24 protein-coding genes are annotated in these 23,437 nt (G+C 63.4%); 12 read left to right on the top strand and 12 right to left on the bottom strand.

Translation table 11 applies throughout. The features are described 5' to 3' along the window. The first annotated feature begins 5 nt into the window (after nt 1-5). A complete protein-coding gene (locus DEIDE_RS19360) occupies nt 6-161 on the top strand; it encodes a hypothetical protein (protein WP_012692741.1) in 156 nt (51 codons plus the stop codon). Between the two features lie 55 nt (nt 162-216). Here DEIDE_RS19360 and mqnB read toward each other — a convergent pair whose 3' ends face one another. Continuing rightward, a complete protein-coding gene (gene mqnB / locus DEIDE_RS04385; protein ID WP_012692740.1) occupies nt 217-849 on the bottom strand; it encodes a futalosine hydrolase in 633 nt (210 codons plus the stop codon). A 38-nt stretch (nt 850-887) separates the two neighbouring features. On the opposite strand from mqnB, the gene DEIDE_RS04380 reads away from it, so the two are divergent. Further along, nucleotides 888-1,616 carry an SDR family oxidoreductase gene (locus DEIDE_RS04380; RefSeq protein ID WP_012692739.1) on the top strand — a complete coding sequence of 243 codons (729 nt, stop codon included), beginning with the start codon at nt 888-890 and terminating at the stop codon, nt 1,614-1,616. A 77-nt stretch (nt 1,617-1,693) separates the two neighbouring features. Here the strand turns inward: DEIDE_RS04380 and DEIDE_RS04375 are convergent, their stop codons facing one another. From DEIDE_RS04375 to DEIDE_RS19740, 4 genes are all read right to left on the bottom strand, one after another. Further along, a complete protein-coding gene (locus DEIDE_RS04375) occupies nt 1,694-2,656 on the bottom strand; it encodes a ferritin-like domain-containing protein (protein ID WP_012692738.1) in 963 nt (320 codons plus the stop codon). A 260-nt stretch (nt 2,657-2,916) separates the two neighbouring features. Further along, a complete protein-coding gene (locus DEIDE_RS04370) occupies nt 2,917-3,627 on the bottom strand; it encodes an anti-sigma factor (RefSeq protein WP_041227086.1) in 711 nt (236 codons plus the stop codon). Further along, on the bottom strand, nt 3,624-4,193 hold the full coding sequence (locus DEIDE_RS04365) for an RNA polymerase sigma factor (RefSeq protein WP_012692735.1): 570 nt from the start codon (nt 4,191-4,193) through the stop codon (nt 3,624-3,626). The genes DEIDE_RS04370 and DEIDE_RS04365 overlap by 4 nt, the downstream gene beginning before the upstream one ends. Nucleotides 4,194-4,255: 62 nt before the next feature. Continuing rightward, complete coding sequence (locus DEIDE_RS19740) at nt 4,256-4,516, bottom strand: twin-arginine translocase TatA/TatE family subunit (RefSeq protein ID WP_012692734.1); 261 nt, start codon at nt 4,514-4,516, stop codon at nt 4,256-4,258. Between the two features lie 294 nt (nt 4,517-4,810). Between DEIDE_RS19740 and DEIDE_RS04355 the strand changes: the two genes are divergently transcribed. From DEIDE_RS04355 to DEIDE_RS04335, 5 genes are all read left to right on the top strand, one after another. Next, nucleotides 4,811-5,059 (top strand): twin-arginine translocase TatA/TatE family subunit, encoded by a 249-nt coding sequence (locus DEIDE_RS04355; RefSeq protein WP_012692733.1) that lies wholly within the window; start codon nt 4,811-4,813, stop codon nt 5,057-5,059. Between the two features lie 19 nt (nt 5,060-5,078). Further along, a complete protein-coding gene (tatC, locus tag DEIDE_RS04350; protein WP_012692732.1) occupies nt 5,079-5,861 on the top strand; it encodes a twin-arginine translocase subunit TatC in 783 nt (260 codons plus the stop codon). Between the two features lie 76 nt (nt 5,862-5,937). After that, nucleotides 5,938-6,873, top strand: a complete 936-nt coding sequence (gene lgt / locus DEIDE_RS04345; protein ID WP_012692731.1) for a prolipoprotein diacylglyceryl transferase — start codon at nt 5,938-5,940, stop codon at nt 6,871-6,873. Nucleotides 6,874-6,977: 104 nt separating this feature from the next. Further along, nucleotides 6,978-8,423 (top strand): bifunctional UDP-N-acetylglucosamine diphosphorylase/glucosamine-1-phosphate N-acetyltransferase GlmU, encoded by a 1,446-nt coding sequence (glmU, locus tag DEIDE_RS04340; RefSeq protein WP_012692730.1) that lies wholly within the window; start codon nt 6,978-6,980, stop codon nt 8,421-8,423. 3 nt (nt 8,424-8,426) lie between these two features. Further along, complete coding sequence (locus DEIDE_RS04335; RefSeq protein ID WP_012692729.1) at nt 8,427-8,882, top strand: NUDIX domain-containing protein; 456 nt, start codon at nt 8,427-8,429, stop codon at nt 8,880-8,882. Between the two features lie 45 nt (nt 8,883-8,927). Here the strand turns inward: DEIDE_RS04335 and DEIDE_RS04330 are convergent, their stop codons facing one another. The 3 genes from DEIDE_RS04330 to rnhA all read right to left on the bottom strand — a co-directional run bounded on the left by DEIDE_RS04330 (nt 8,928) and on the right by rnhA (nt 12,690). Next, the gene (locus DEIDE_RS04330) at nt 8,928-10,307 is read right to left on the bottom strand and encodes an MFS transporter (RefSeq protein WP_012692728.1); all 1,380 of its coding nucleotides are present in this window, start codon (nt 10,305-10,307) and stop codon (nt 8,928-8,930) included. A 500-nt stretch (nt 10,308-10,807) separates the two neighbouring features. Continuing rightward, nucleotides 10,808-12,010 carry a hypothetical protein gene (locus DEIDE_RS04325; protein WP_012692727.1) on the bottom strand — a complete coding sequence of 401 codons (1,203 nt, stop codon included), beginning with the start codon at nt 12,008-12,010 and terminating at the stop codon, nt 10,808-10,810. A gap of 128 nt (nt 12,011-12,138) precedes the next feature. Then, complete coding sequence (rnhA, locus tag DEIDE_RS04320; RefSeq protein ID WP_012692726.1) at nt 12,139-12,690, bottom strand: ribonuclease HI; 552 nt, start codon at nt 12,688-12,690, stop codon at nt 12,139-12,141. A 39-nt stretch (nt 12,691-12,729) separates the two neighbouring features. On the opposite strand from rnhA, the gene DEIDE_RS04315 reads away from it, so the two are divergent. The 3 genes from DEIDE_RS04315 to DEIDE_RS04305 all read left to right on the top strand — a co-directional run bounded on the left by DEIDE_RS04315 (nt 12,730) and on the right by DEIDE_RS04305 (nt 14,656). Further along, entirely contained in the window at nt 12,730-13,191 is a 462-nt protein-coding gene (locus DEIDE_RS04315; RefSeq protein WP_041227081.1) for a DUF4870 domain-containing protein, read from the top strand. Between the two features lie 85 nt (nt 13,192-13,276). Further along, nucleotides 13,277-14,032: a PIG-L deacetylase family protein gene (locus DEIDE_RS04310; protein WP_012692724.1), complete on the top strand. Its 756-nt coding sequence runs from the start codon at nt 13,277-13,279 to the stop codon at nt 14,030-14,032. 72 nt (nt 14,033-14,104) lie between these two features. After that, the gene (locus DEIDE_RS04305) at nt 14,105-14,656 is read left to right on the top strand and encodes an SRPBCC family protein (protein ID WP_012692723.1); all 552 of its coding nucleotides are present in this window, start codon (nt 14,105-14,107) and stop codon (nt 14,654-14,656) included. 55 nt (nt 14,657-14,711) lie between these two features. Here DEIDE_RS04305 and DEIDE_RS04300 read toward each other — a convergent pair whose 3' ends face one another. Both DEIDE_RS04300 and topA read right to left on the bottom strand, forming a co-directional pair. Then, entirely contained in the window at nt 14,712-15,020 is a 309-nt protein-coding gene (locus tag DEIDE_RS04300; RefSeq protein WP_012692722.1) for a hypothetical protein, read from the bottom strand. Beyond that, the gene (topA, locus tag DEIDE_RS04295; RefSeq protein ID WP_012692721.1) at nt 15,021-17,921 is read right to left on the bottom strand and encodes a type I DNA topoisomerase; all 2,901 of its coding nucleotides are present in this window, start codon (nt 17,919-17,921) and stop codon (nt 15,021-15,023) included. It lies immediately after the preceding gene. Nucleotides 17,922-18,110: 189 nt separating this feature from the next. Between topA and DEIDE_RS04290 the strand changes: the two genes are divergently transcribed. After that, on the top strand, nt 18,111-18,683 hold the full coding sequence (locus DEIDE_RS04290) for a YdcF family protein (protein ID WP_012692720.1): 573 nt from the start codon (nt 18,111-18,113) through the stop codon (nt 18,681-18,683). A 32-nt stretch (nt 18,684-18,715) separates the two neighbouring features. On the opposite strand, the gene murJ is transcribed toward DEIDE_RS04290, so the two are convergent. Together murJ and pgm are read right to left on the bottom strand one after the other, a co-directional pair. Next, complete coding sequence (murJ, locus tag DEIDE_RS04285; protein ID WP_012692719.1) at nt 18,716-20,236, bottom strand: murein biosynthesis integral membrane protein MurJ; 1,521 nt, start codon at nt 20,234-20,236, stop codon at nt 18,716-18,718. Nucleotides 20,237-20,425: 189 nt separating this feature from the next. Next, on the bottom strand, nt 20,426-22,057 hold the full coding sequence (gene pgm / locus DEIDE_RS04280) for a phosphoglucomutase (alpha-D-glucose-1,6-bisphosphate-dependent) (protein ID WP_012692718.1): 1,632 nt from the start codon (nt 22,055-22,057) through the stop codon (nt 20,426-20,428). A 337-nt stretch (nt 22,058-22,394) separates the two neighbouring features. Between pgm and glpX the strand changes: the two genes are divergently transcribed. Then, on the top strand, nt 22,395-23,399 hold the full coding sequence (gene glpX / locus DEIDE_RS04275) for a class II fructose-bisphosphatase (RefSeq protein ID WP_012692717.1): 1,005 nt from the start codon (nt 22,395-22,397) through the stop codon (nt 23,397-23,399). Nucleotides 23,400-23,437: the final 38 nt, after the last annotated feature.

Raw genomic sequence — 23,437 nt, 5'->3', positions numbered from 1 at the left:
CCGCCATGATCAAGTACCGAAAGCAGAATGCCCTGGAGCCTGAAAAGGACGCCGAGGTCAGCGTGAACCTGACACCCCTGCTGTTTTTCGCGGTCGGCTTTCTGATGATGCGGGCGCTGATCGGCACGGTGATGGAGAGTCAGGAACAGAGCCACACCTGATATAGAACAGCGTCCTTACTTGTTGGACGCAAGTCGTGCACTGTGACTGACTCCCTCAATTCAGGTGCTGGAGAAGAGCAGCGACACCTGTCTGAGCAGCGTCGAGGGCAGGACCAATTTTCCAGGCACGGCGGTCTCTAGGACCGACCAGATTGCTGATTCCACGGACCTCAATTACCGGCACACCAGCCAACAGTGCAGCGTGAGCTACCCCGGCACCCTCCATGCCCTCGGTCTGTGCACCCGGATACCTCGCTTCCAGGCGGGCAGCAGTGGCATGATCACCCGTCACCGACGAGACGGTCAGGGCGGGGCCAAAGCCTGCGCCGAGTTCACGTGCAATGCCTTTGGCCCCTGCCCAGACCTCGAATTCAGCATGGTGCAGTACTGCCGGGTGGATCGAAAGACCTAGCCTGTCCAGAGGCAGCCACTGATCGCCCTCCCAGGCCCCCAGATCCGCCTGAACAATAAGGCTGGAGACCGCAAGGTCTCCCGGCTGCAAGCCACTTGACGGGAATGCCCCCGCAATTCCGGTGCTGACTACCAAGGGGGCGGGCTGCTTGGCAAGGGCGCTGGCAGTCGCCAGGGCAGCAGCGACCGGCCCCACGCCTGAGACCACGACACGGGCAGTCAGGCTATGTAACCGGGCCGCTTCCCCGGCGGTGGCCACCACGATCAAGGGCTTCACGCGGCGCAGCGTAGCGTCTGTAAGCGTTACCCTGCCGTATGACGTTGTTTCGACTGGAAGGTAGGCGCGCCCTGGTCACGGGCGCAAGCAAGGGCATTGGCCTCGCGGCTGCGCAGCAACTGATTGAACAGGGCGCCGAAGTGACCGTAGCTGCACGCCATGAGGACACGCTGCGCCCGGCAGCTGAGGCTATAGGTGCCCGCTGGGTCGTGGCTGATGTGAGCACCCTGGAGGGCGTACAGGCCGCCGTGGCTGCTGCGGGCGACGTAGATATTCTGGTCAGCAACGCCGGTGGGCCGCCCCCAAGTCTGCCCAGCGCAGTGACTGAAGAAGCCTGGGCGCAGGGCATCCAGACGACTTTTATGAGCACCGTTCGCCTGGCCAGCGCCACGCTTCCAGGGATGCGGGAGCGTGGCTGGGGCCGGATCATCGCCATTACCAGCCTGGCGGTCGGGCGCCCAGCCCTCAACCTGCCGGTCAGCAACGCCCTGCGCGCTGGGGTGACCAACCATCTGCGGACCCTGGCCCTGGAGGTGGCTGCCGACGGCGTGACCTGTAATACGGTCGCACCTGGATACACGGCCACCGAGCGTCTTCAAAAGCTCCATTCCGATCCTGCCGAAGCCCAAAAACTCCAGGTCCGCATTCCTGCCCGCCGCTTCGGAGAGCCGGGTGAAGTTGCTGCAGCCATTACCTTTCTCGCCACGAATGAAGCGGCATACATTACGGGGCAAGAAATCCTGGTGGACGGCGGCTGGAGTATCTGAAGCGAATTATCCCTCGTAAACGGAAACCGCCCCGGGAGTTAAACTCCGGGGCAGTTCCTTGAATTTTAAAAGGTGGATCAGAGCGCGAGAATAGCGCCAAAGTTGCCGTTGAGGCCGTTGGGGAAGAAGCCCCCCGACCCTGCCTTGCCACTTGTGTCGAGGAACACGATGTTCGCAACCTGACGGGGCGTACGGCTGTATGCAATGCCGTTGGCATCGGTAGGAACGATGTTGGACGAAATGTTGGCACCGGCACCGATATGGCTGATGCCCTGATCACGGTCGTCCGCACCGTCTACGGCGTCACGCAGGTTGCTGATAGCACCTACGACTGCCTCAACATTCAGGGAGGCGGTGACTGCCGTGCCACGGCGCTGGTTGAGCAGCGCGCGAATGGCGCCTGCATGGTAGGCCTCGACAGCGAGAATACCGGCGGCGTTCTCAAGGTTCCCAGCGGGTTTGTCGTCGACCAGCAGACGTGCAGCGCCCTTGTAGGCGGTTACACCGACATCTTCGAAGATGAAGGCGCCGTGCAGGAAGAACAGTTCGTTGGCAAAGGGATCGAAGCCAGTGATGGCTCCGCCGGACGCGGCGCTGCCAGCGGCCTGGAACGCCGTGGACAGGTTGATCTGGGGCTGTGCAACAGCGGCGTTACCGAGAACCGCGCGGATGACTTTCACATGGGCGAGCTCGTCAGTAGCGATCTCGTTGGCGATGGCGCGAATTTCGGGGCTCAGGGTGGAGATGCCGGTGCCGTTCATACCGTTGAAGCCAGCGGGGAGGGAGACGCGTGCGCTGCTGCCGCCTGCAGCGTCGAGTTCGCCCAGACGGCCCACGGCTGCCAGGTAGAAGGCCGCTTCGAGGTATTCCAGGTTCAGTGCAAAGTTGAAGATGGTTGCGTCAAGGTTGGTTTTTTCCTTGGGCGTAGCCATAACGCTGGTGCAGCCGCTCAACACGGCGCCGGCGCCCATCAATCCTGCCATACCAAGGAACTTACGGCGGGTGCTCTGGCCTGGGGTGGTGCTGTTGTCGTTACTCATGGTGGAAACCTCCGGAAAAAGGGAAAGGACCAGGACGCTGGACGTGAGGGTCAAGCGTGAACCTGCAGCTGGACCTGCCCTAAGGGAGGGGCCGCACCGCGGTCGCGTTTGCCTTCACCCTGCTTGTATGCAGCCACAGTTCAGTTGGATCACTGCTGCCAGATTGTATGAACGAGGGATGAAGATCCACATCAAGAAAGCGCCGCCCCCAGGGATCCAGGGGCGGCGCAAAGGCGGTGAGTCCACTACGGGCCCTTCAGCTATACACGCTGAGCGAACAGCGGTTGAGTGGTCGGTTGTGGACTTCCACCAAGAGGTTCCACACTGACCGCCAGCGTGACCCCTTGCGGAAGGCCCTCGGTCAGCAGGCCATCGCCTGAGAACACGCCCAGGGACGCTGGTTGACCATCTTTGATCTGCCACAGCTGATAGGTGCGGCCGTCTGCAGGTGGACGCTTCAGGTGTACGTAGACGCGGCCATCGGTCAGGCGCACTATGGTGCCCAGCTGCTCTTCAGGCGTTCCGATGGGTTGGGCCACTGCTCCTGGAAGCCTGGCATAACGGCTGACTGGATCTTCGGCAGGACGCAGGAAGAATGCCAGGGCCAATGCGGCAGCCAGAGAGAGCCCTGCCGGGATCCACCACGCCTTTTTGCGAACCGGGAGAGCATTCGAACCAGATTCCAGAGGAGCAGGTCCAGCAGCAGGAGCAGATGAAGCTGTCTCGGTCTGTAGGGAAGGCGCTGCTCCTTCGGCACGCACTCGTGCCAGAAGGCGTTCCTCGGCGTCAGCTGGCACTTCGACAGTAGACAGGTCCAGCTCGTCGAGCAGGGTCGCCAGTGCGTCCAGATGTTGCTGCAGCTCCGCCTGCAGGGCAGGATCAGCTTGTAGCGCCGCTTCCATCTGGGCGGTCTCGACTGGGTCGAGTTGCCCTAACGCGTAGGCAAGCAATTGATCAGACTGAACGGTCATTGGGTTTCACCTCCTTTCTTTACATCTGTGTGAATTGGACTCAGCTTGGCCCGCATCCGGTCGAGGGCAGTACGCATCCGCGATTTGACTGTACCCAGGGGCAGCCCGGTCATTGCCGAGAGTTCCGAGTGAGAATATCCGCGAAAGTATGCCAGCTCAATCAGTTCACGCTGTGTACTGTCCAGCCCTTCCATGGCCCGTTCGGTCATCAGACGGTCAATAGGGTCAGGGTCTCGCGTCGGTTGGTCCCAGTCTTCAAGCTCCAGGGCAACATCGGGACGGTCCCTCAGCTGCTGTAGAAAACGGTTGTGCGCGATACTGACCAGCCAGGTACGTGCACGGGCGCGGGATGGATCGAAGCGCGCCGCATGGTTCCACGCATTGACAAAGGCGTCCTGTACGCAGCAGTCCACATCGTCGGGATGGCGCAACATGCGCTGACCCAGGCCATACAGCAACCGGGAATGCCGGCGGTGCAATTCTCTGAGGGCCTCTTCGTCGCGGGCTGCCATACGGGCAATCAGCACTTCGTCGGTGGGGTCGAGGTGCGGTTCGGGGTGAGTCATGGGATGAAACCCAGGGTACCAGCTGACCGTTCCCTCTAACCGCATCATCATTTACCCAGAGCTCACGATGCCTTGGCGGCCACCGGTACAACAGCTTCAGCCGGAGCCTCAGCCATAACCTGAGCTGCAGGAACGGCCTGTGGAACTGGTGGGGTGACGTCCAGACCGGAACGCAGTTCGTTGGTCACGCTGCTGGTATGACTGCGAAACTCGCGCAGTGCCTGTCCAACTGTACGGCCCAATTCCGGAAGCTTACGTGGTCCGAAAACCACCAGGGCGACCAGAACAATCATGATAATTTCAGCGGCACCGATATTGGGCATGTCACGTCTCCTTATGAACTTCCGTGCACCGGTGGGGGTAAGGCGCTTGCGGCGGGTTCAACAAGTCATATGCACGGCAAGCCCAGATGGATCATGTTAAAGACTTCATGCATGCTTCCTGGCACCGCACGAAATGATCCAGTTCCACGTGTACTGCATACCCCTAGGTACAGCTGTCACGGCAGTTACACCTGCTCCTGGCTCAGAGATAACCGTTCGTTTTACTCTCAGGCGCTACGCTGATATTAGAAAGACCCCGGTCCGGCCTGGAAGCCGTGATCTCAGGAGGAAGCTATGTTGGGATTTGGACCTTTTGAACTGATTCTGATCGTGGTGATCATCGCGCTGCTGTTCGGCGCACGCAAACTGCCGGAGCTCGGCAAGGGCATGGGACGCGGCATCAAGGAATTCAAGCAGGAAATGCACGAACCCTCTCCCCCTCGGCCACAGGTGACGGATATTCCTTCCCAGCGCCTGGACCCGGTGACAGGTGCGCCAGTCAGTACCGAAAGCACAGTCCCGGCCAGCGACCGCCGTTCCTGAGCCGTAAGGACGACAGCACATGAGCATGCCCAGCACCCCGCAACACAACCTCAAGAGTGCTCCACTGTTTGACCATCTCGAAGAACTGCGCAAACGGCTGATCATCAGTGTCGCGTTTCTGATTGCCGGGATGGTGGTCGCCTTTCAGTACCGCACGCCATTGATTGACCTGATCAAAGGTCCGCTGCGGTATTCCCGCCTGTACCAGCAGGACAGGGTCGAGGTTGTGACCTATAACCTCACGGACCAGTTCATGCTGAGTATCAACCTGTCGTTCTGGGCGGGTCTGGCATTGGCACTGCCATTTATCCTGTGGCAGGTGTGGGCCTTTATCGCACCCGGGCTGTATGCCCACGAACGACGCTGGTCCGCACCCTTCATTATTGGAGCGGGACTGGCCTTCATGGCCGGAGCTGCGTTCGGGTATACCTTCGTGCTGCCCAGCATGGTGCGCTTTCTGCTCGACTTCCTGAACGGCGCCGTCACACCGATTCTGGGGCTGGCCGGGTATGTGAGCACGGTCACTACATTCCTTGTGGGCTTCGGGCTGGCTTTCGAAATGCCGATTCTGGCAGTCATTCTGACGCGTATCGGGCTGATCAATCACACGATGCTCCGCAAGAGCTGGCGCATTGCACTGGTGCTGATTATGGTGTTCGCGGCTGTGCTTACGCCCACTCCTGACCCTGGCAGCATGCTGCTGGTCGCCGTCCCACTCTACGTGCTGTACGAACTTGGCGTCATCCTGTCGAAGGTGTTCCGCGTGCAGGAGCCCGAAGAAGTACCCGCTCTGCACCTCTAATTTCCCCACAGCTCCTGCGGCCCTCAAGCGTTGATGCCTGAGGGCCGCGTTTATGCAGGTAGACTGGCACCGACTTATGAATCCAGTTTTTCTGAACATTGGTGGTTTCACCATCGCCTGGTACGGCGTGCTGATCACGCTGGGGATCGTGGCCGGCGTATGGGTGGGAACCCGCATGGCCCGCCAGCGCGGCCTGGACGTTGACCGGTTCAACGACATGATCCTGTGGATGATTATCTGGGGTCTGGTGGGCGCCCGGATTGTGTTTGTGGCGACGTCGTGGCACCAGTTCGAAAACATTCCCTTCCCACGCGTGCTGCTGGACATCGTCAACCTGCGCCAGGGCGGCATCAGCATTCACGGCGGACTGATCGGCGGCATTCTGGTGATGCTGTACTACACCCGCAAGTACCGCATGAATTTTTACGAATACGCCGACCTGTGCGTGCCCGGTGTGGCCTTTGGCATCATCGGCGGGCGCATCGGCAACATCATGAACGGCACCGACACGGTCGGCCGCGTGACTGGCTGGCCGGTCGGCTTCCGCTGGCCTGACAGCGCCCGTGCATTCCACGACGGCATGTGCGTCCGCAACCCAAATCCGGATCTGGATCTCTCGCAGTACTGCCAGCAGATCGGCGGTCAGCTGGTCATGACTGCCCCCGTGCATTTCGCGCAGCTGTACGGCGTGATCATTGGAATCATCCTCAGCGTGGCGGCGTATTTCTGGCTGCGTTCGCGCAAGCCGGGCTGGGCCTTCTGGCAGTTCTGGCTGTGGTATTCCATCCTGCGCGCCGGTTGGGAAGAGACTTTCCGCCTCAATCCTCTGCTGCCCAAGGTCTACCTGAACCAGGGTCTGGAGTCCCCCGGCATTGGTCTGTTTACAGAAACCCATGTCATCAGCTTCCTGCTGATCGCTGTCAGCATCTGGATGCTGCTGAAACTGAGAAGGCAGCCGGATACCCGCGTGGACCCGGCTGCGGGCAGGGGGGCAGGCACACGACCGGCCTGACAGCAGCGGGGATCCCATCAGGAGACGCATCAACGCGTCTCCTGTTTTGCTGAGGTCCAACCAGGACCGGACTGCCGGTTACACTGGCACAGAAGGTGAATGTGATGACAGATAACAATCGTCCGCTGGACGTAGTGATCCTCGCGGCTGGGCAAGGCACCCGCATGAAATCCGCTCTTCCCAAAGTGCTGCACCCGGTTGCCGGCCGCCCCATGGTGGCCTGGGCCGTCAAGAGTGCGCGCGAACTGGGGGCCAGGAACGTGGTGGTCGTCACTGGCCACGGCGCAGAGAAGGTCGAGGCAGCCCTGGAGGGCAGTGGGGTGACCTTTGCGCGTCAGGACCAGCAGCTGGGCACCGGGCACGCTTTTCTGTGCGGTGTGGACGCCCTGGGCACCCAGGACGCGGACGTGCTGGTGCTGTACGGCGACACTCCACTGCTCCGGACTGCAACCCTGCAGGCATTGATTGATGACCACCGCGCCCGCGGCGGTGCGTTCACTATCCTCAGCGGCGAACTGGCCGACGCCACCGGCTACGGCCGGATTGTCCGCAGCGCGGACGGAACGGTAGAACGCATCGTGGAGCAGAAAGACGCCACGGAAGCGGAACGTGCAATTGGCGAGTTCAACAGTGGCGTGTACGTCATGGACGCCCGTGCGCCTGAACTGGCGCGCCAGATCGGCAACGACAACAAGGCTGGCGAGTACTACCTGACTGACCTGCTGGGCCTGTACCGCGCCCTGGGAGCGCAGGCCAGCGCATTCAAACTGACGGACGCCGACGAGGTCCTGGGGGCCAACGACCGTCAGGGTCTTGCCGATCTGGGGGTCATCCTGCGCCGCCGCATCAACCGCGCTCACATGGCGGCTGGCGTGACGCTGCAGGACCCGGACACTATCTACATCGAAGACACCGTGACGCTGGGCCGCGACGTAACGGTGGAGCCCGGCGTCATGCTGCGGGGCCAGACCCGGGTGGCAGATGGGGTCACGATCGGCGCGTACAGCATCGTGACCGACAGCGTGCTGGGCGAGGGGACCGTGATCAAACCCCACAGCGTGCTGGAAGGTGCAGAGGTCGGAGCCGGCAGTGACGTGGGCCCGTTTGCCCGGCTGCGGCCCGGCACCCGGCTGGCGCAGGGCGTGCATATCGGCAACTTCGTGGAAACCAAGAATGCGCAGCTGGACGCAGGCGTCAAAGCGGGACATCTGGCGTACCTGGGCGACGTGACCATCGGTGCAGAAACCAATATTGGTGCCGGCACCATCGTGGCGAACTTCGATGGCGTGAACAAACACCAGAGCAGGGTGGGGGCCGGGGTCTTTATCGGCAGCAACAGCACCCTGATCGCGCCGCGCGTGGTCGGCGACGCCGCCTTTATCGCTGCGGGGAGCACCGTTCACGACGATGTTCCGGAAGGCGCCATGGCTGTGGCCCGGGGCAAACAGCGCAACCTCGAAGGCTGGTCCCGGCGCTATTGGGGTGGCCTACATGAGAAGGTGCAGGTCAAACTCCCCTGGCTGGCTGGCTGGTTGGACCGTCAGGGCTGAGCCTTGCGGCACCGGATCAGCGCCGCAGGCGTGGTCCTTCGTGGCAACCAGCTGCTGATGGTGCGTCACCGCCAGCCGGGCGCCTACGACTTCTGGGTGCCGCCGGGCGGTGGGCTGGAAGGGCACGAAAGCATCCTGCAGGCCGCTGAACGTGAGGTGCACGAGGAAACCGGACTGAAAGTGGGCGCCGAGCGCATCCTGTACCTGCAGGAGCTGGCGGACGCTGAAAGCCGCATCTGCAAAAGCTTCGTGCTGTGTCATGAGGTCGGCGGCGCACTTTCCCGCGCACATCTGGTCGATGATGAATCAGACACCCTGGTTGAAGCCCGGTTTATGACCTCAAGCCAGATGGCAGCCCTGGACGTCCGTCCACCGGTCTTCCGTGACGAGTTCTGGCAGGACCTGCGCCGTGAGGACCGCGGTATTCGCCACCTTGGTCTGACTGTCTGCGACAACTAATTTCGGTTGAAAGGCGCGCTGGAAGCTATCCCAGCGCGCCTTTCCCTACCCCATTGCTTCTGCTGGCCTGGACACAGCAGGCAACTCATCCACCCGGCGCAGGGCCGGATTCAGCAGTTGCAGGCCAGATACTGCCAGCATCACCACGCCACTCCACAGCAGGATCAGGCCTGGAGAGGTATGCGCTCCCAGTAAGCCAGCGGCTGCCGTGGCCAGCGGTGAGGTGAACTGGGCGATCAGGCGCCGGACACTGAAGACCCGGCCCTGCATTTCAGGGGGAACCTGCGACTGCCAGATGCTCTGCGAGTGGGCATTCATGATTGGCGTCATAAGGCCGAACGCCGCGATACATGCGGCTGTCAGGTACAGGGTTCCGGCTGCGCCACTCAGGGCGTGCGCAGCGCCGGCGAGCACCATGGGAACCAGCACGCCCAGCACCCGCTGCCGTTTCAGGCCTCCCCACACGCTGATCAACAGGCCGCCCACCAGCCCACCCGCACTCATGGCAGTCCATAGGGTCGCCAGGGCAGTCTCGGTGCTCAGGCCCTGAGTCTGGATGTCACCCACCAGCGTGAACTTCACCAGCAGGGGGTGCAGCACCCCGACCCCACTGGTCATCAGGTTCACCACGGCGAAGGTCAGCAGCAGGTGCAGCAGCGGACGACGGGCAAAAATGTAGCTCCATCCAAACCGCATGTCCTGTCCCAGGCTGGTGTTCTGCGCAGCCGGGCCCTGCAGGTCGGCTCGCTTCGGGCTGGGCAGCGACAGACGCCAGATCACCAGCGCAGCCACACCGAAAGACACCGCGTCGATCAGCAGGGCCAGGGGCACCCCATTGCTCCAGCCGGACAGCCACTGAGGCCCATCACTTTTGCGCGCCAGAGCCGGTAGACCGATCAGCAGCGCCGCCAGTGCGGGGCTCAGCAACCCCGAAAGACTCCAGAGCGTCTGCATCATGCCGTTGGCTCGCGGCAGCCGTTCACGCGGCACCAGGGCCGAATAGCTGGTGTCGAAAGCTGAGCCGTGAAAGGTACCGACCAGGCCCAGCAGTGTGGTAAAGACGACCAGTGCCCAGACCGGAGGGGTGCCCGCCAGGATCAGGCCGGTCAGGCCCAGGAGCAATGCGGCGCCCAGCACATCACAGGTGATCATCATGCGCCGGCGGTCCCAACGGTCTGCCAGTGCCCCGGCCAGCGGACCACCCGCGATTGCCGCAACCGTCCAGCCCAGGGCCGTCAGCGACAGTGCGCCCGCCAGCTGCGCCCGCTGGTTTTCCAGGGGAAACATGGTCTGGGTCAGGTAGATGTTCAGGGCGAAGCCGCTCAGGCCACTGCCCAGCACACTGAGCGCTTGCGAGGCCCACAGGCGCAGAAAGGTGCGCCAGCTGTCCCCATCTGGAGCTGGCTGGACAGGTGAGGGCGTCATAGGTCCAGCGTAGGCTTGAAGCGCTCTGGTGCGCGATACGCCGAATGGCCCAGGACAGAATTCTGACGTCAAAATGTGCCTTGCGATGCGCCTCTGTAGGCCTCTGACCCCGGAGGTCCAGACCCTGCTGGCCCGCGCCATGTTTCCTGATGCAGTACGCATTTCACGCCACCGGGAAGCCTACCGGACCGATTCACAGCAGCTGATTGTTACCTGGGAAACCGGTGGCCGCGTGATGTGTGCAGTCGGGCTCCAGGTACAGGGGAAGCAGGCAGAGGGCTGCACATTGGTACCGACCCGCAGGAGACAGGCAAGGGCTTTGCTCGGGCCGGGCGCTGCTGTCTGCCTTCGCGCTGGCTTTGGAGCTGACGATCATGACCGCAGAAACCGACGAGGACGCAGCCGGGTTTTATTGCCGAAGCGGATTTCAGGTTCGTGAAGCTACTTTCCGAGGGGGTCGGCAACGCTTCGTGTGCACATGGAATGCGGCGGGTGAGTCTTCAAGGCTGCAACCAGGTCTGCAGCCGCCAGACGCCACCGCGCAACTCCCTCCAGGCCACCAGGATGCCGTAGCGACCAGCCGCTACAGAGGAGTGGTCTGCGTCCGCTCCCGGATTGGTATTCAGGGCTCCCCTGCCCAGTGGCTTCCAGCGGTCCCTATCCCAGAGGGAAGCGTGGACCGTACGCTGACCATCCGGTGCCTGCGTCCAGGCCACGACCGGACGGTGATGTCCGTCGAAGGCCAGTGACGCGGTGGCGGCGTGTTTGCCTGCCTGACTGACCGGACCGCTTGCCAGCTCTTGCCATGCACGCCCATTCCACCGGCTGACATACAGAGCGTCTGCCCCATTCAGGTCTTCCAGCCACGCCACAGTCAGCCGGCCGAGCCCATCGGCCCGCAGCAGGGGACGAAAAACATAGGTATCGGGGCGGACGTTCACGCGCCCACCCAGGGTGCGCCAGCCGTCACCCGTCCACTGCCGCACCCACAGGTTGGAACGGGTTGTCGCTCCTTCCACATACGCGACGCTGACCTGCCCGTTGACCTGGGCCACGCTGGGCATGTAGGCCGGCTGCCGCAGGTTCAGATTCAGGTAGGGCGTGGTTACCCAGTCCTGGCCCCGCCAGAGCCTGAGCGACACCACACTGGGATACATGCTGCGGGTACCGGTGCCGATATCGGTCCAGCCCACCAGCGGGCGGTTCTGTGGGTCCAGTGCCAGGGAGCGGGAGCGTCCCGCGTCCGAGAGGTTGCGCCGCAGAGCATACGGCGTTGGCCGGGTCCAGGCACTCCCGGTCCAGCTGGACATCAGATAGGAATCGATGTGGGCGTGGCCGCTGCCTTCTTCCCAGTCCAGCCACACGCTGCCGCCCAGCCCGGCATGAACATTAGGCTGCGCAGCGTTGTACTGCGGCTTTTCGTTGACCACATCGCCCAGTGGCCGCCAGCGGGTGCCTTCCAGCCGGGCAGCCCTCAACTGCTCGCCTCCGCCTTCAGCCAGTTCAGTGCGGCGTGAGACCCAGGCAACCACAAAGCGTCCCAGGCCATCTGTGCCGGCTGCGACCGACCGCACGGAGTCAGGACTGTGCAGTTCCGGTCGTCTTTCGCTGCCCCCGGCGGAGGCGGTGGCAGCCAGACCAAGCAGCCCCACACCTGCGAGCCGTCGCACATTCCAGGCAAAGGACCAAGGGCGGTGAGGCATTCTGGAGCAGTGATCCTGCATGGGCACCCGTCCTTTCGGGGCAGGCGCCGCAGCGCTTCTCCCCGCAGAGAGATCTGAGCCGCATTGTGCACGGTGTGCCTCAGCCAGGCAATGAGGCGGGCCTGCCCTCAGCGCGCACGCAGTTTCGTACGTTCCTGGACGGCCAGCACATCCACCCGCTCGTTTTCCCCGTGTCCGGCGTGTCCCTTGACCCAGATAAAGGTCAGGGCGTGCGTTCGCGCCTGCGCAATCAGCTCCTCCCACAATTCGCGGTTCTTTACCGGATCACCTCCGGCTGTCTTCCAGCCATTGCGCTGCCATTTCAGAATCCAGCCATCCGTAAAGGCCTTACGCAGATACTGACTGTCTGTGACCACCCGTACCTGACAGGGCCGCTTGAGGACTTTCAGGCCTTCAAGCAGACCGCGCAACTCCATGCGGTTGTTGGTCGTGGCTTCCTCGTTGCCGCTCAGCACGAGTTCCTGACCCCTGTACTTCAGGATGGTGGCCCAGCCGCCGTGGCCCTGGGTCGTATCACAGGCACCGTCACTGTACAGTTCAACCTCTTCGCCGGAGACCGGCACGTCAGGCTGAATTCCGGCCTTGATCGGCAGGCGGTCACGGGCAGCCGCCTGCGCTTTTTGCGCGGCGCTGGTGCGGTAGGAGGGCTTGCCCGTCATCCGAGGAACTGTAGTCAGCTTGGGGGCGTAGTGTCAAGCATGAGCGCCCCGTCCTCCTGCATTCCTGAATCCGAGCGCACGCCGGCCCTGGTGACGCACCTTTCTCCACTGCTGGGTTTTGTGCTGCCGGGGATCGGCGCGCTGCTGGGGCCGGTGGCGGCGTGGCTGTACTTCCGTGACCGGAGCCGACTCCTGGACGAGCAGGGCAAGGAAGCGGTGAATTTTCAGATCAGTGTATGGATCTATAACACGGTCATTGGCCTGGTGGCCTTTGGGTTGTTCAGCCTGGGCGTGATCGGCGGGGCGGTGGGCAGCGCTGCCGGGCAGCCGGCCGCCGGAGCGTTTGCTGCGCTGGGACTGTTCGGCGCCTTCCTGCTGTTTTTTCTACCGGTTCTGCTGGTGCTTGCCCTGCTGCCGCTGATCCTGATGCTGATGGCGGTAATTCACGTGAGTGGTGGCAGGCCCTACCGCTACCCGCTGACGCTGCGCCTGTTGCGCTGAAGGCACTGGCTGAAAAACACGGGGGAAGGCTGCAGACACCTGCCCTCCGAGCCTGCACTCCTGCAGGCAGCTTATTCTTGTGGCTATGCGAATCATGGCGGTCTTTGCCCACCCCGACGACGAGATCGGTTGTATCGGTACTCTGGCCAAGCACACGGCACGTGGAGATGAGGTCATGCTGGTGTGGACCACATTGGGCGAGCTGGCCAGCCAGTTTGGGGATCAGACGCACGAAGAGGTCACCCGCGTGCGGCGCGAGCACGGCGCCTGGGTGGCCGGCAAAATCGGCGCGTCCCATCACTTCTTCGACATGGGTGACAGCCGCATGACCGGCTCACGCAGTGAGGCCCTGCAACTGGCGCGGCTGTACGCGCAGTTCCGCCCCAACGCCGTAATTACCTGGAGCGACGATCATCCTCATCCGGACCACCGCATGACAGCGAAGATCGCCTTTGATGCGATCACGCTGGCACGCATTCCCAAGATCATCAACGAGGAAGGGGGTGGCGTCCCCATGGCGCCTGCCCCGGACCTGGGCGGAAGTGACGGCGTGGACAGCGGTGAGGACGTGCGCCGCCTGGAGGCCTGGAGGGAACCGGTGCGCTTCTATCAGTACCACGCACCGGCCAGCCCGTATCCGGAGGTGTTTACGGACATTACCGACACGGTGGAAGTCGCCGCTGAGGTGATGGAGTACTACCAGGCCTTCTACCGCTGGACCTGGAACCGCGAGCAGTTTCTGGAGACCCGCGCAGTGGCTGGTCGCCTGACCGGCGCGAAGTACGCCGAGCGGTTCAATCTGAAGGCCAGCCATCTGCCGGCCCGGCCTTATCTGCACTGAAGGGCTTATCTGCACTTGGAGCATCGGGCAGTCCGTCCGGGACGAGCAGGCGCGCTAGACTGCCGCTCAGGAATGTCCGAGTCGATACACATCAAGCAGAACATTGTCGTGCGCGCCCGCCCGGACGTGCTGTACCGTCTCGCGCTGGAACCCCGTCGCCGCGTGAAATGGGACCCCAACCTCGTCAAGGCCGACTACCAGGGTGGGGACGGCCGGCTGGCCAACAACGCCCTGGTGCGCTTCAAGTTTGCCCGGCGGCTGCTGGGGCTGAGCTTTACCGCCAAGTACGGACAGCTTCAGGCGCCTCAGCGTGGAGGCTGGGAAAGTGTTCGACATGTGGGCCCCCTGGAGAAGCTGACTCAGGCGTGGAGCTTTAAGCCCATGCCCGGGGGGACGGACGTCACGCTGACCCTCAACGCGCGGGTGCGCTACGGCTGGGTGCGCCGGCCCGTGGAGCGCATGCTGCACAATCTGGTCATGTCCACGCTGCTGGAACTGCAGCGCCAGGTAGACGCTCAGGGCGCCCAGCTGATGGAAGACATGGGCCGCGAGTTGCAGGAAAAACAGAAGGCAGAACAGAAAGCGGCCAAAGAAGCGGCCAAGGCCGCGCGCCGTAAAAAGTAGGAGTGCAACCTTAAGGGGAGAGCCTGAATGCGGCTCTCCCCTTTTCATGAATCCATCAGGCGTCCGGAATCAGCAGCAGCACCGTGCCTGCCTTGGTCTCAAAGGCACTCCAGGGCTCTTCAGCCCGCAGCCGGTAACTTTCGCTGGCGCGCAGACATACGAAGTTGTTCAGTGGCAGGTCCACCACAGCCTCACCGGTCAGACACACCAGCCAGCCAGCCAGGGCCGGGCCGTCTACCCGGCCGTTGAGGTTCAGGCACCGCACCTGCCCGCCAGGCAGGGCCACCCACTGCCCTGGGGTGCCCTGCGCCAGCCGAGCCAGATGCAGGGCCTGTGGTATCTCGGGGCGGGAACGCGCCGGCATTTACTCTCCGCGCGCTGCCTGATTGAGCTTCTTGCTGGCCTGCAGCGCCATTCCTTTGGCTTTCTTGACGTCCAGCCCGAGGCCCGGCGCTACCTCGTCTACCTTGCGGCCCTGCTCGCGGGTTGCCGTAACCAGCTCACGCTCCTGCTCAGAAAGCACGCCCAGATGCGGCTTGAGTTCGGCCCAGGTTAGTGGGGTTTTGGCTGCTGATGATTTGCTGGCTGGGCCCTTTGCGCCTGCCTTCTTGGCAGCCGGTTTCTTGGCTGCTGGCTTTTTGGTACTGCTTCCCGCCTTGGCAGACTTCCCGGCTGCAGGTTTGACGGAAGCCTTGCGTGAAGGGGACTTGCCAGCCTTCTTCTTGGGTTCCTTGCCGCGCTCCTCGAGAATTTCCAGGGCGCGTTCTGGGGTCAGGTTGTCCTCGTCCTCGCCTTTGCGCAGGGTGGCGTTGCGCTCGCCGTCGGTCAGGTAGGGACCAAACCGCCCCGATTTCAGCAGGATGGGTGGCCGGCCTTCAAACTCGAAGGTGCGCAACGGCGCGGCCGCCACGCCACGAGCCCGGAAACGTGGCTGCATGAACAGCGCTTCGGCCTCGTGAAGCCCTACGGTGAACAGTTCCTCGTGGCTGTTGAGGCTGCGGCTGTCCCCACCCCGCTTGAGGTACGGACCGTACTTTCCGTTCATGGCCCAGACCTCTTCGCCCTCACTGACACCGACCAGACGCGGCAGGCTCAGCAGGCGCAGGGCACGCTCCATGGTCAGGGTATTCAGGTCGTCGCCAGGAAACAGACTGGCGCTCCGCACAGGTGGGTTGCTGTCGCCCAGGGTCACGTAGGGGCCGTAGCGCCCGGCACGGGCGACCACCGGATGCCCGCTGGCCTCATCGGTGCCGATCACGCGGTCGCCACTGGGCCGGCTCATCAGATCTTCGGCAACCTCAGCCGTCAGCTCATCAGGAACCAGACCCTCAGGCAGGTTCGCTTTGTCCTCGCCACGCTGCATGTACGGGCCGTAACGGCCCACCCGCACCTCGATGCCCGTGCCGTCCAGCTTGGGCACGTGGATGGTCGCGATCCCACGGGCGTCGATCTCACCCATCTGGCGGTCGATCAGGGGCTTGAGTGCCATGCCCTGACCTTCATCTCCCAGGTAGAAGCGCCGAAGGTACGGCACCCGGCTGGCCCGTCCACCGGCAATGTCGTCCAGGTCCTCTTCCATGCGCGCCGTGAAGTCGTAATCCACCAGCTTGCCGAAGTGGTGTTCCAGGAGGGCGCTGGTAGCAAATGCGGTCCAGGTCGGCACCAGTGCCTGACCCTTCTTGGTGGCGTAGCCGCGGTCCTGAATGGTGCCCAGGATGCTGGCGTAGGTGCTGGGTCGGCCGATGCCTGCAGCTTCGAGCGCCTGCACCAGGCTGGCCTCGGTATAGCGGGCTGGCGGCTGGGTCTCGTGGCTCTCGGGCCTGACGGTTTCGGCCGTCACCTGCTGGCCCTCCTTCAGAGGAGGCAGGGGCGTGTCACGGTCTTCCAGGGCAGCATTGGGATCGTCACTGCCTTCAACGTAGGCCCGCAGGAATCCAGGGAAATCAATGGTCCGCCCGGAAGCACTCAGACCGACCGTTTCACCTCCCTGAGCCTGACCGCCCAGGCGCACCCGCAGGCTGCGGCCCCTGGCGTCGGCCATCTGGGAAGCCACAGTACGCTTCCAGATCAGGTCGTACAGCCGCCATTCGTCTCCACCCAGTTCACCGCGCAGGCTGTCAGGGGTACGGAAACTGCTGCCGGCCGGGCGGATCGCCTCGTGCGCCTCCTGGGCATTCTTGGCCTTCTTGGCGTACACGCGCGGCTGCGGGTGCAGGAAGGCAGGACCGTACATCTGCGTGACCTGGGTGCGTGCCGCCGTGACTGCTTCGACACTCAGGTTGGTGCTGTCGGTACGCATATAGGTGATGTACCCGCCCTCGTACAGCTTCTGTGCGGCGCGCATGGTGCGTGTGGCCGCGAAGCCCAGCTTGCGGCTGCCTTCCTGCTGCAGGGTCGAGGTGATGAACGGCGCATAGGGCCGCTGCGTAAAGGGCTTTTCCTCAGCGCTGGTGACGGTCAGCGCCTGACCGGTCAGGCCGGCGGTCAGCGCCTGGGCTTCAGCTTCGGTCAGCAGCCGCACGGCTGCGCCTTCCTTCAGGCGGCCGGTCAGGGGGTCGAAGTCCTTGCCGGCGGCGAGGCGCTGACCACCCACATCAGTCAGCCGGGCAGGGAAGGTCTGACCGTCGCCTGTTTTGCCGGTCACCAGCAGGTCCCACCAGGTAGCACTGACAAAACGCATGCGCTCGCGCTCGCGCTCGACGAGCATGCGGGTCGCCACGCTCTGAACCCGGCCGGCGCTCAGTTTGGGCGCAACCTTTTTCCACAGCACCGGGCTGACTTCGTACCCGTACAGGCGGTCCAGGGCCCGGCGGGCTTCCTGGGCCTCGACCAGATTCGTATCGATCTGACGTGGGTGCGCAATGGCTGCCTGGATGGCTTCCTTGGTGATCTCGTGAAACACCATGCGCTTGACCGGCACCTTGGGCTTGAGTTCCTGGAACAAGTGCCAGGCAATGCTCTCCCCTTCGCGGTCATCGTCGGTCGCGAGGATGATCTCGTCGGCGTCAGCGGCCAGCTTGCGCAGCTTGGCCACATGCTGACGCTTGTCAGGAGCGACCACATACAGCGGCTGGAAGTCGTTTTCGATGTCCAGCCCAAGCCGGGCCCAGGCCTTGCCCTTGTATTTTTCGGGGATGTCCGAAGCGCTCTTGGGCAGGTCGCGGATGTGTCCGATGGACGACTCCACCGCGTATCCCTTCCCGAGATACTTCTCAATGGTTCTCGCCTTGGCGGGCGACTCGACGATCACTAAGGTTCTGGCCATCTCCCTGATACGCTCCCCTGAAAGCTTCCATGGTGGTGCCGTGCATAAGCTGGAAACTTGCGGCTGAGGGTAGCACAGCCCTCCCCGCGCACAAGGAGGCTTTCATTGCGCTGTGGCTTTGGGCACAGGAGGCGCTCAATACCCTTTGCTACAGGATTTACATTTCCTTCATGCTAGGCTCGCAGAGTCATGCGCGCCCGAGGCTCCACGTTGTCCCTGCTACCCGTCATGATCATTGCTGTCCTGGCGGCCAGCTTCGTGCTTTCTTCTGGTCTCCGCGCGCCAAGGGCTGTAACGCCGCACCCTACGCTGGTGGTGCTCGGGGCCGCCCAGTACGCCGGACGGCCCAGTCCTGCCTTTGAACGCCGGCTGATCCATGCCCTGCGGCTGTACCGTGCGGGCGGCGTCGAGCGCATCGTCGTGACCGGAGGCCGCCGACCCGGTGATCCCTACAGCGAAGGGGAAGTCGGCGTGACCTTTCTGGCCTTCCATGGTGTGCCGGCCCAGGCTCTGCTGGCCGAAACCCGCAGCCGCACCACCATTGAAAACCTGCGTAATGCACGCACCTCTTTACCGCCCCAGACGCCCGTAACCCTGGTCACTGACGAAGCCCATACGCCCCGCGCGCTGGCCCTGGCCCGTGCCCTGGGGCTCGACGCCAATGCCAACGCCAGTCCGCTGGGGGCCCGGCCCGACCTGCGCTACCTGCTGCGCGAGAAGCTGGCGCTCGTGGCCTATGCCCTGATCGGCATCCGGGCCTGAGGCACGGCGCGATCTTTCTGGCCTACGGACCTTCAGCGTTTCAGACGGCGCATGACCCCGGCCACTTCCGGCAGGCGCAGGGCCAGAGCTCCGGTCAGGTAGACCCCCATACCCACACCGCCGGCCACAGCAAGGCCCAGCAGGCCAGGCAGGATAAAGCCGGGATCAGGCAACACCAGGGAAACCGCCCATGCCGCCAGCCCCGATGCTGCTGCCAGGGGCACCACCCGCAACAGGTGGCCTGCCACCTCACGTCCCGGAAAGCCTAGGGCGCGGCGGTACATAAAGGTCAGTGCTCCGGCCATCAGCAGGCCGCTGATGGTGGTGCTGATCCCGAAGCCCATAAAGCCCAGGGAGGGCACCAGCAGCCTGTACAACACAACTTCCAGCACGAATCCTATAGCGCTGACGATTACGGCCTCGCGGGTGCGTTCACGGGCATAGAAGGTCCGCAGAAGTACCGTCACGATGGCCCAGGGCACCAGAGCCAGCGCCCAGCCGGACAGAATGCCTGCCCCGGCTTCGAACTTGGTGGGCGCGAAGTCCCGCTCCAGGTTGAACAGACTCACGGCGTAGGGTGCCAGGGCCAGCAGCAGGGCACTCATGATGGCGGCGAAAAAGGTGGTGGTCCGGATGGCCTGCACGGTCAAAGCCCGGAATGCGGGCCAGTCCTTCTCCGCCGCCCTCTCAGAGAAACGTGGAAACAACGCCAGTACTGGTGACACGACAAACAGTCCATTGGCCATGGTAAACAGGGCCTCGGCATTGGCGTAGCCGGTCTGGGTTCCAGCCGGAAACTGCCCGGCGTTCGTGAGCAGACGCGTGACATAGACATTGAGGATTTGCCGTGCGCCTGCCGTCAGGGTAAACGGAGCCATCTGCCGCAACACCCGGCCCAAAGCCGGATGCCGGCCCAGGGCTGGGGCCGGCAGGAGCCCGAAGCGCCGCAGCGCCGGAAGCTGCACCACCAGCTGCGCTACCCCGCCGATAAGCCAGCCGAACGCCAGCCAGGTCGCCGTATCCGGCAGCAGCAGCAGCGCCACAATGCTGGCCACATTGAAGGCGACCGGGGCGAAGCTGCTTTCCCGAAAGTGTTCGTCGGCGTTTAACAGACCCATGGCAACGGAGGACAGACTGATCAGCATCAGGAAGGGCATGACCAGCCGGGTCATGTACACCGCCAGGTCACGGTCCACGTTGGAATTCGTCGAGGTCAGCAGGTCTACCACCCAGGGCGCGGCCAGGATTCCCAGAGCCATCAGCAGCAGGTTCACGGCGATCATCACCCCGCTGAAGACCTGTGCGAGCCGCCGCCGCTCTGTGTCGTCCAGTGTCTTATACACCGGTATAAACGAGTTGACCAGCGCTCCTTCGGCCAGCAGTTCCCGCAGAAGGTTGGGCACCCTGACTGCCACGGTAAAGGCGTCAGTCAGGGCTGTATCAAAGACATTGATGATCTGCTGCCGGACAATCCCTGAAAGCCGCGAACCAAGCGTCCCGGCCATGACAATCAGGGTGTTGGCCCCCAGAGACCGGCGCGGCGCGCTGGCCATGGCCGCTGGCTGCGCGGGGCCGGTGGGCGTCAGGCTGGGATCGGGCGCGGCAGGAGGGGTCTCACCGAACTCCAGATTGATTTCAGGGACTGGGGGCTTGGAGCCTGGGGGGACCTTCACGGGCCCAACTATAAGCACTTGCTGAAGGTCCAGGGAAAGGCACCTCTCTCCCCCTCTTCCCCTCCGGGCTCACTGGGCCAGTGCCGCGCTGACCACTTCGCGCGCTTCAGCCATGACCTGCTGCAGATGGTCGCTACCCTTGAAGCTCTCGGCATAGATCTTGTAGACGTCCTCGGTGCCGCTGGGCCGGGCGGCAAACCAGGCGTTCTCAGTGGTGACCTTCAGGCCTCCAATAGCTTCATTGTTGCCGGGAGCGCGGGTCAGCCGGGCCGTGATGGGGTCACCGGCCAGCGTGGTGGCGGTCACCTGCTCGGGCGACAGGGCGGCCAGGATCTTCTTCTGATCCGAGGTGGCAGGCGCGTCCTGGCGGTCGTAGGCGGTTGTGCCGTACCGGGCGCTGAGCTCCGCAAACCGCTGAGAGGGAGTCTGACCGGTTTTGGCGGTGATCTCGGCAGCCAGTAGACCAGGAATGATGCCGTCCTTGTCGGTGCTCCAGGCGCGGCCATCCATCCGCAGGAAGCTGGCACCAGCGGACTCTTCGCCGCCGAAACCCAGCGAGCCGTCCAGCAGACCCTCCACAAAGTATTTGAAGCCCACCGGAACTTCCAGCACACGCCGCCCGATGCCTGCGCCCACCCGGTCGATCAGGGCGCTGCTGACCAGTGTCTTGCCGATCGCCGCGTCTGCACTCCATCCCGGCCGGTTCTGGAACAGGTAGTCGATCATGACGGCGAGGTAATGATTGGGATTCATCAGCCCATCCGGGGTCACGATTCCATGACGGTCAGCATCGGGATCATTGCCGACTGCCACGTCGAAATCGTCTTTCAGGCGCAGCAGGCTGGCCATAGCGTAAGGACTCGAGCAGTCCATGCGGATCTTGCCGTCCCTGTCCACGCTCATAAACGCAAACTGAGGGTCGACCTTTTTATTCACGATGGTCAGGTTCAGGTTGTGGCGCGCCGCGATGGCCTGCCACACCGGTAGGCTGCTGCCGCCCAGCGGGTCCACGCCCAGCCGCACGCCGCTGTGGCGGATCGCGTCCAGGTCCACCACCTGCGGCAGAGCCTCCACATACGGGGTCACGAAATCAAAGGGGACCAGGGCGTTCATGGCGTCTTCCAGGCTGAGGCGGTGCACATCCCGCATCTCGTTTTCCAGGATGGCGTTGGCGCGGGCCTGAATAACCTTTGTCACGTCGGTATCGGCGGGGCCTCCGCTGGGGGGGTTGTATTTGAAACCGCCATCCTGGGGTGGGTTGTGGCTGGGCGTGATCACGATGCCGTCGGCCCTGTCCGCCTGGCCGGAGCGGTTGTATTCGAGGATCGCGTGGCTGACCAGCGGCGTGGGCGTAAAAAAACCCGGCTGGACATGGGCACGCACTCCGTTTGCAGCCAGCACCTGCAGCGCACTCATCCAGGCAGGTTCTGAAAGCGCGTGGGTGTCCAGGCCCATGTAAAGAGGGCCCTGAATACCGGCTGAGGCGCGGTACTCACAGACCGCCTGGGTAATGGCCAGGATATGAGCTTCGTTGAACGTTGCGCCCAGGCTGGTGCCGCGGTGCCCGCTGGTGCCAAAACTGACGCGCTGCAGCGGGTCGTGGACGTTGGGACGGGTTTCGTAGTAATGAGACACAAGACGCGGAATATTGGTCAGCAGGGACGAGGGCGCAGGCTGTCCGGCAAGTGGGCTCTGGGTCATGTCTGCAGTTTAAGCAGCCGACCCTGACCTCACGCCCGCCCCACAAGACAGGCCAAAGGTTTTCGGGACACCCTGCCTGAGTCGCCCTGCTACCGTAGACCACATGCGCGAGTTCCTGAACGACTGGTGGCGCCTGGGCAAACTGACCGCTGCAACGCTGGCCATCCCGGTGGTGCTGTGGGGCCTGCTGGTGCTGCTGGGCATATTGCGGTAAGTCTGCATCCTTTGAACCTGCCTCTGGGAATCGGCGCGGGATTTCCTGTGCGCTGATTGCCTGACACCTATTGGAAGCGCTCCCGGAGCGGTCTACCCGCTGAACGCGTGTTAGGTTCAGGACATGATGGTTAAAAGGCAGGACAGCGGAGCACAGGAGCAGAGTTTCGAGCATGCACTGGTGCTCGAAACGGCGCGGGTCACCGAGGGCGCAGCACTGGCGGCCAGCCGCTGGGTCGGCATGGGAGACAAGAATGCCGTGGACGGCGCCGGTACCGAGGCCATGCGCGCGCTGCTGAATACGCTGAACATCCGGGGACGGGTGGTGATCGGTGAGGGCGAGATGGACGAGGCGCCCATGCTGTACATCGGCGAGGAGCTGGGCACCGGACGTTACGAAGTGGACATCGCCGTCGACCCGGTGGAAGGGACCAGCGTGACGGCCAAGGGGCTCCCGAACGGGCTGGCCGTGATTGCCCTCAGTGAGCGTGGCGGCCTGATGCACGCGCCGGACTGCTACATGGAAAAACTGATCGTGCCGCCGCCTGCGGCTGGCCGGGTGCATCTGGAATGGCCGGTTGAGGCCAATCTGGCAGCGTTGGCCCAGTCGCTGGACCGTGACGTGGAAGACCTGCTGGTGACCATCCTCGACCGTGAGCGGCATGCGGAACTGATCCGGCGGGTCCGTGCCACCGGAGCGCGCGTCAAGCTGATCGGCGACGGTGACGTCGTGGCAGGACTGGCCGTGGCCGTGCGCGGCACCGGCGTTCATGCCTTGATGGGCTCGGGCGGAGCTCCTGAAGGCGTATTGAGCGCTGCAGCCTGCAAATGTCTGGGCGCTGAAATCCAGGGCCGCTTTATCCCTGAAGATGACGCGATGCGCGAGCGGTTCCGGACCATGGGCGTTGACGAAAACCGGGTATACCGCACCGATGAACTGGCTCCTGGGCAGCAGATCGTGTTCAGCGCAACGGGCATTACGTACGGTGAATTGTTGAACGGGGTACGGCGCTTCGGTGGAGGGGCGCGCACCCATACCCTGGTGATGGGCTATGCGACGCGGGTCGTCCGGTTCATCGACACTGTCCACCTGGAAGACGACGGCGCCCGCGTCACCATCCGCGTGTGATGTTGTAGCGAGCCAGGACAACTCAGATCTTTGCACTG

Source organism: Deinococcus deserti VCD115 (assembly GCF_000020685.1).
GTDB classification, from domain to species: Bacteria; Deinococcota; Deinococci; order Deinococcales; family Deinococcaceae; genus Deinococcus; species Deinococcus deserti.
This window is presented reverse-complemented; position numbering and strand designations above follow the sequence as displayed.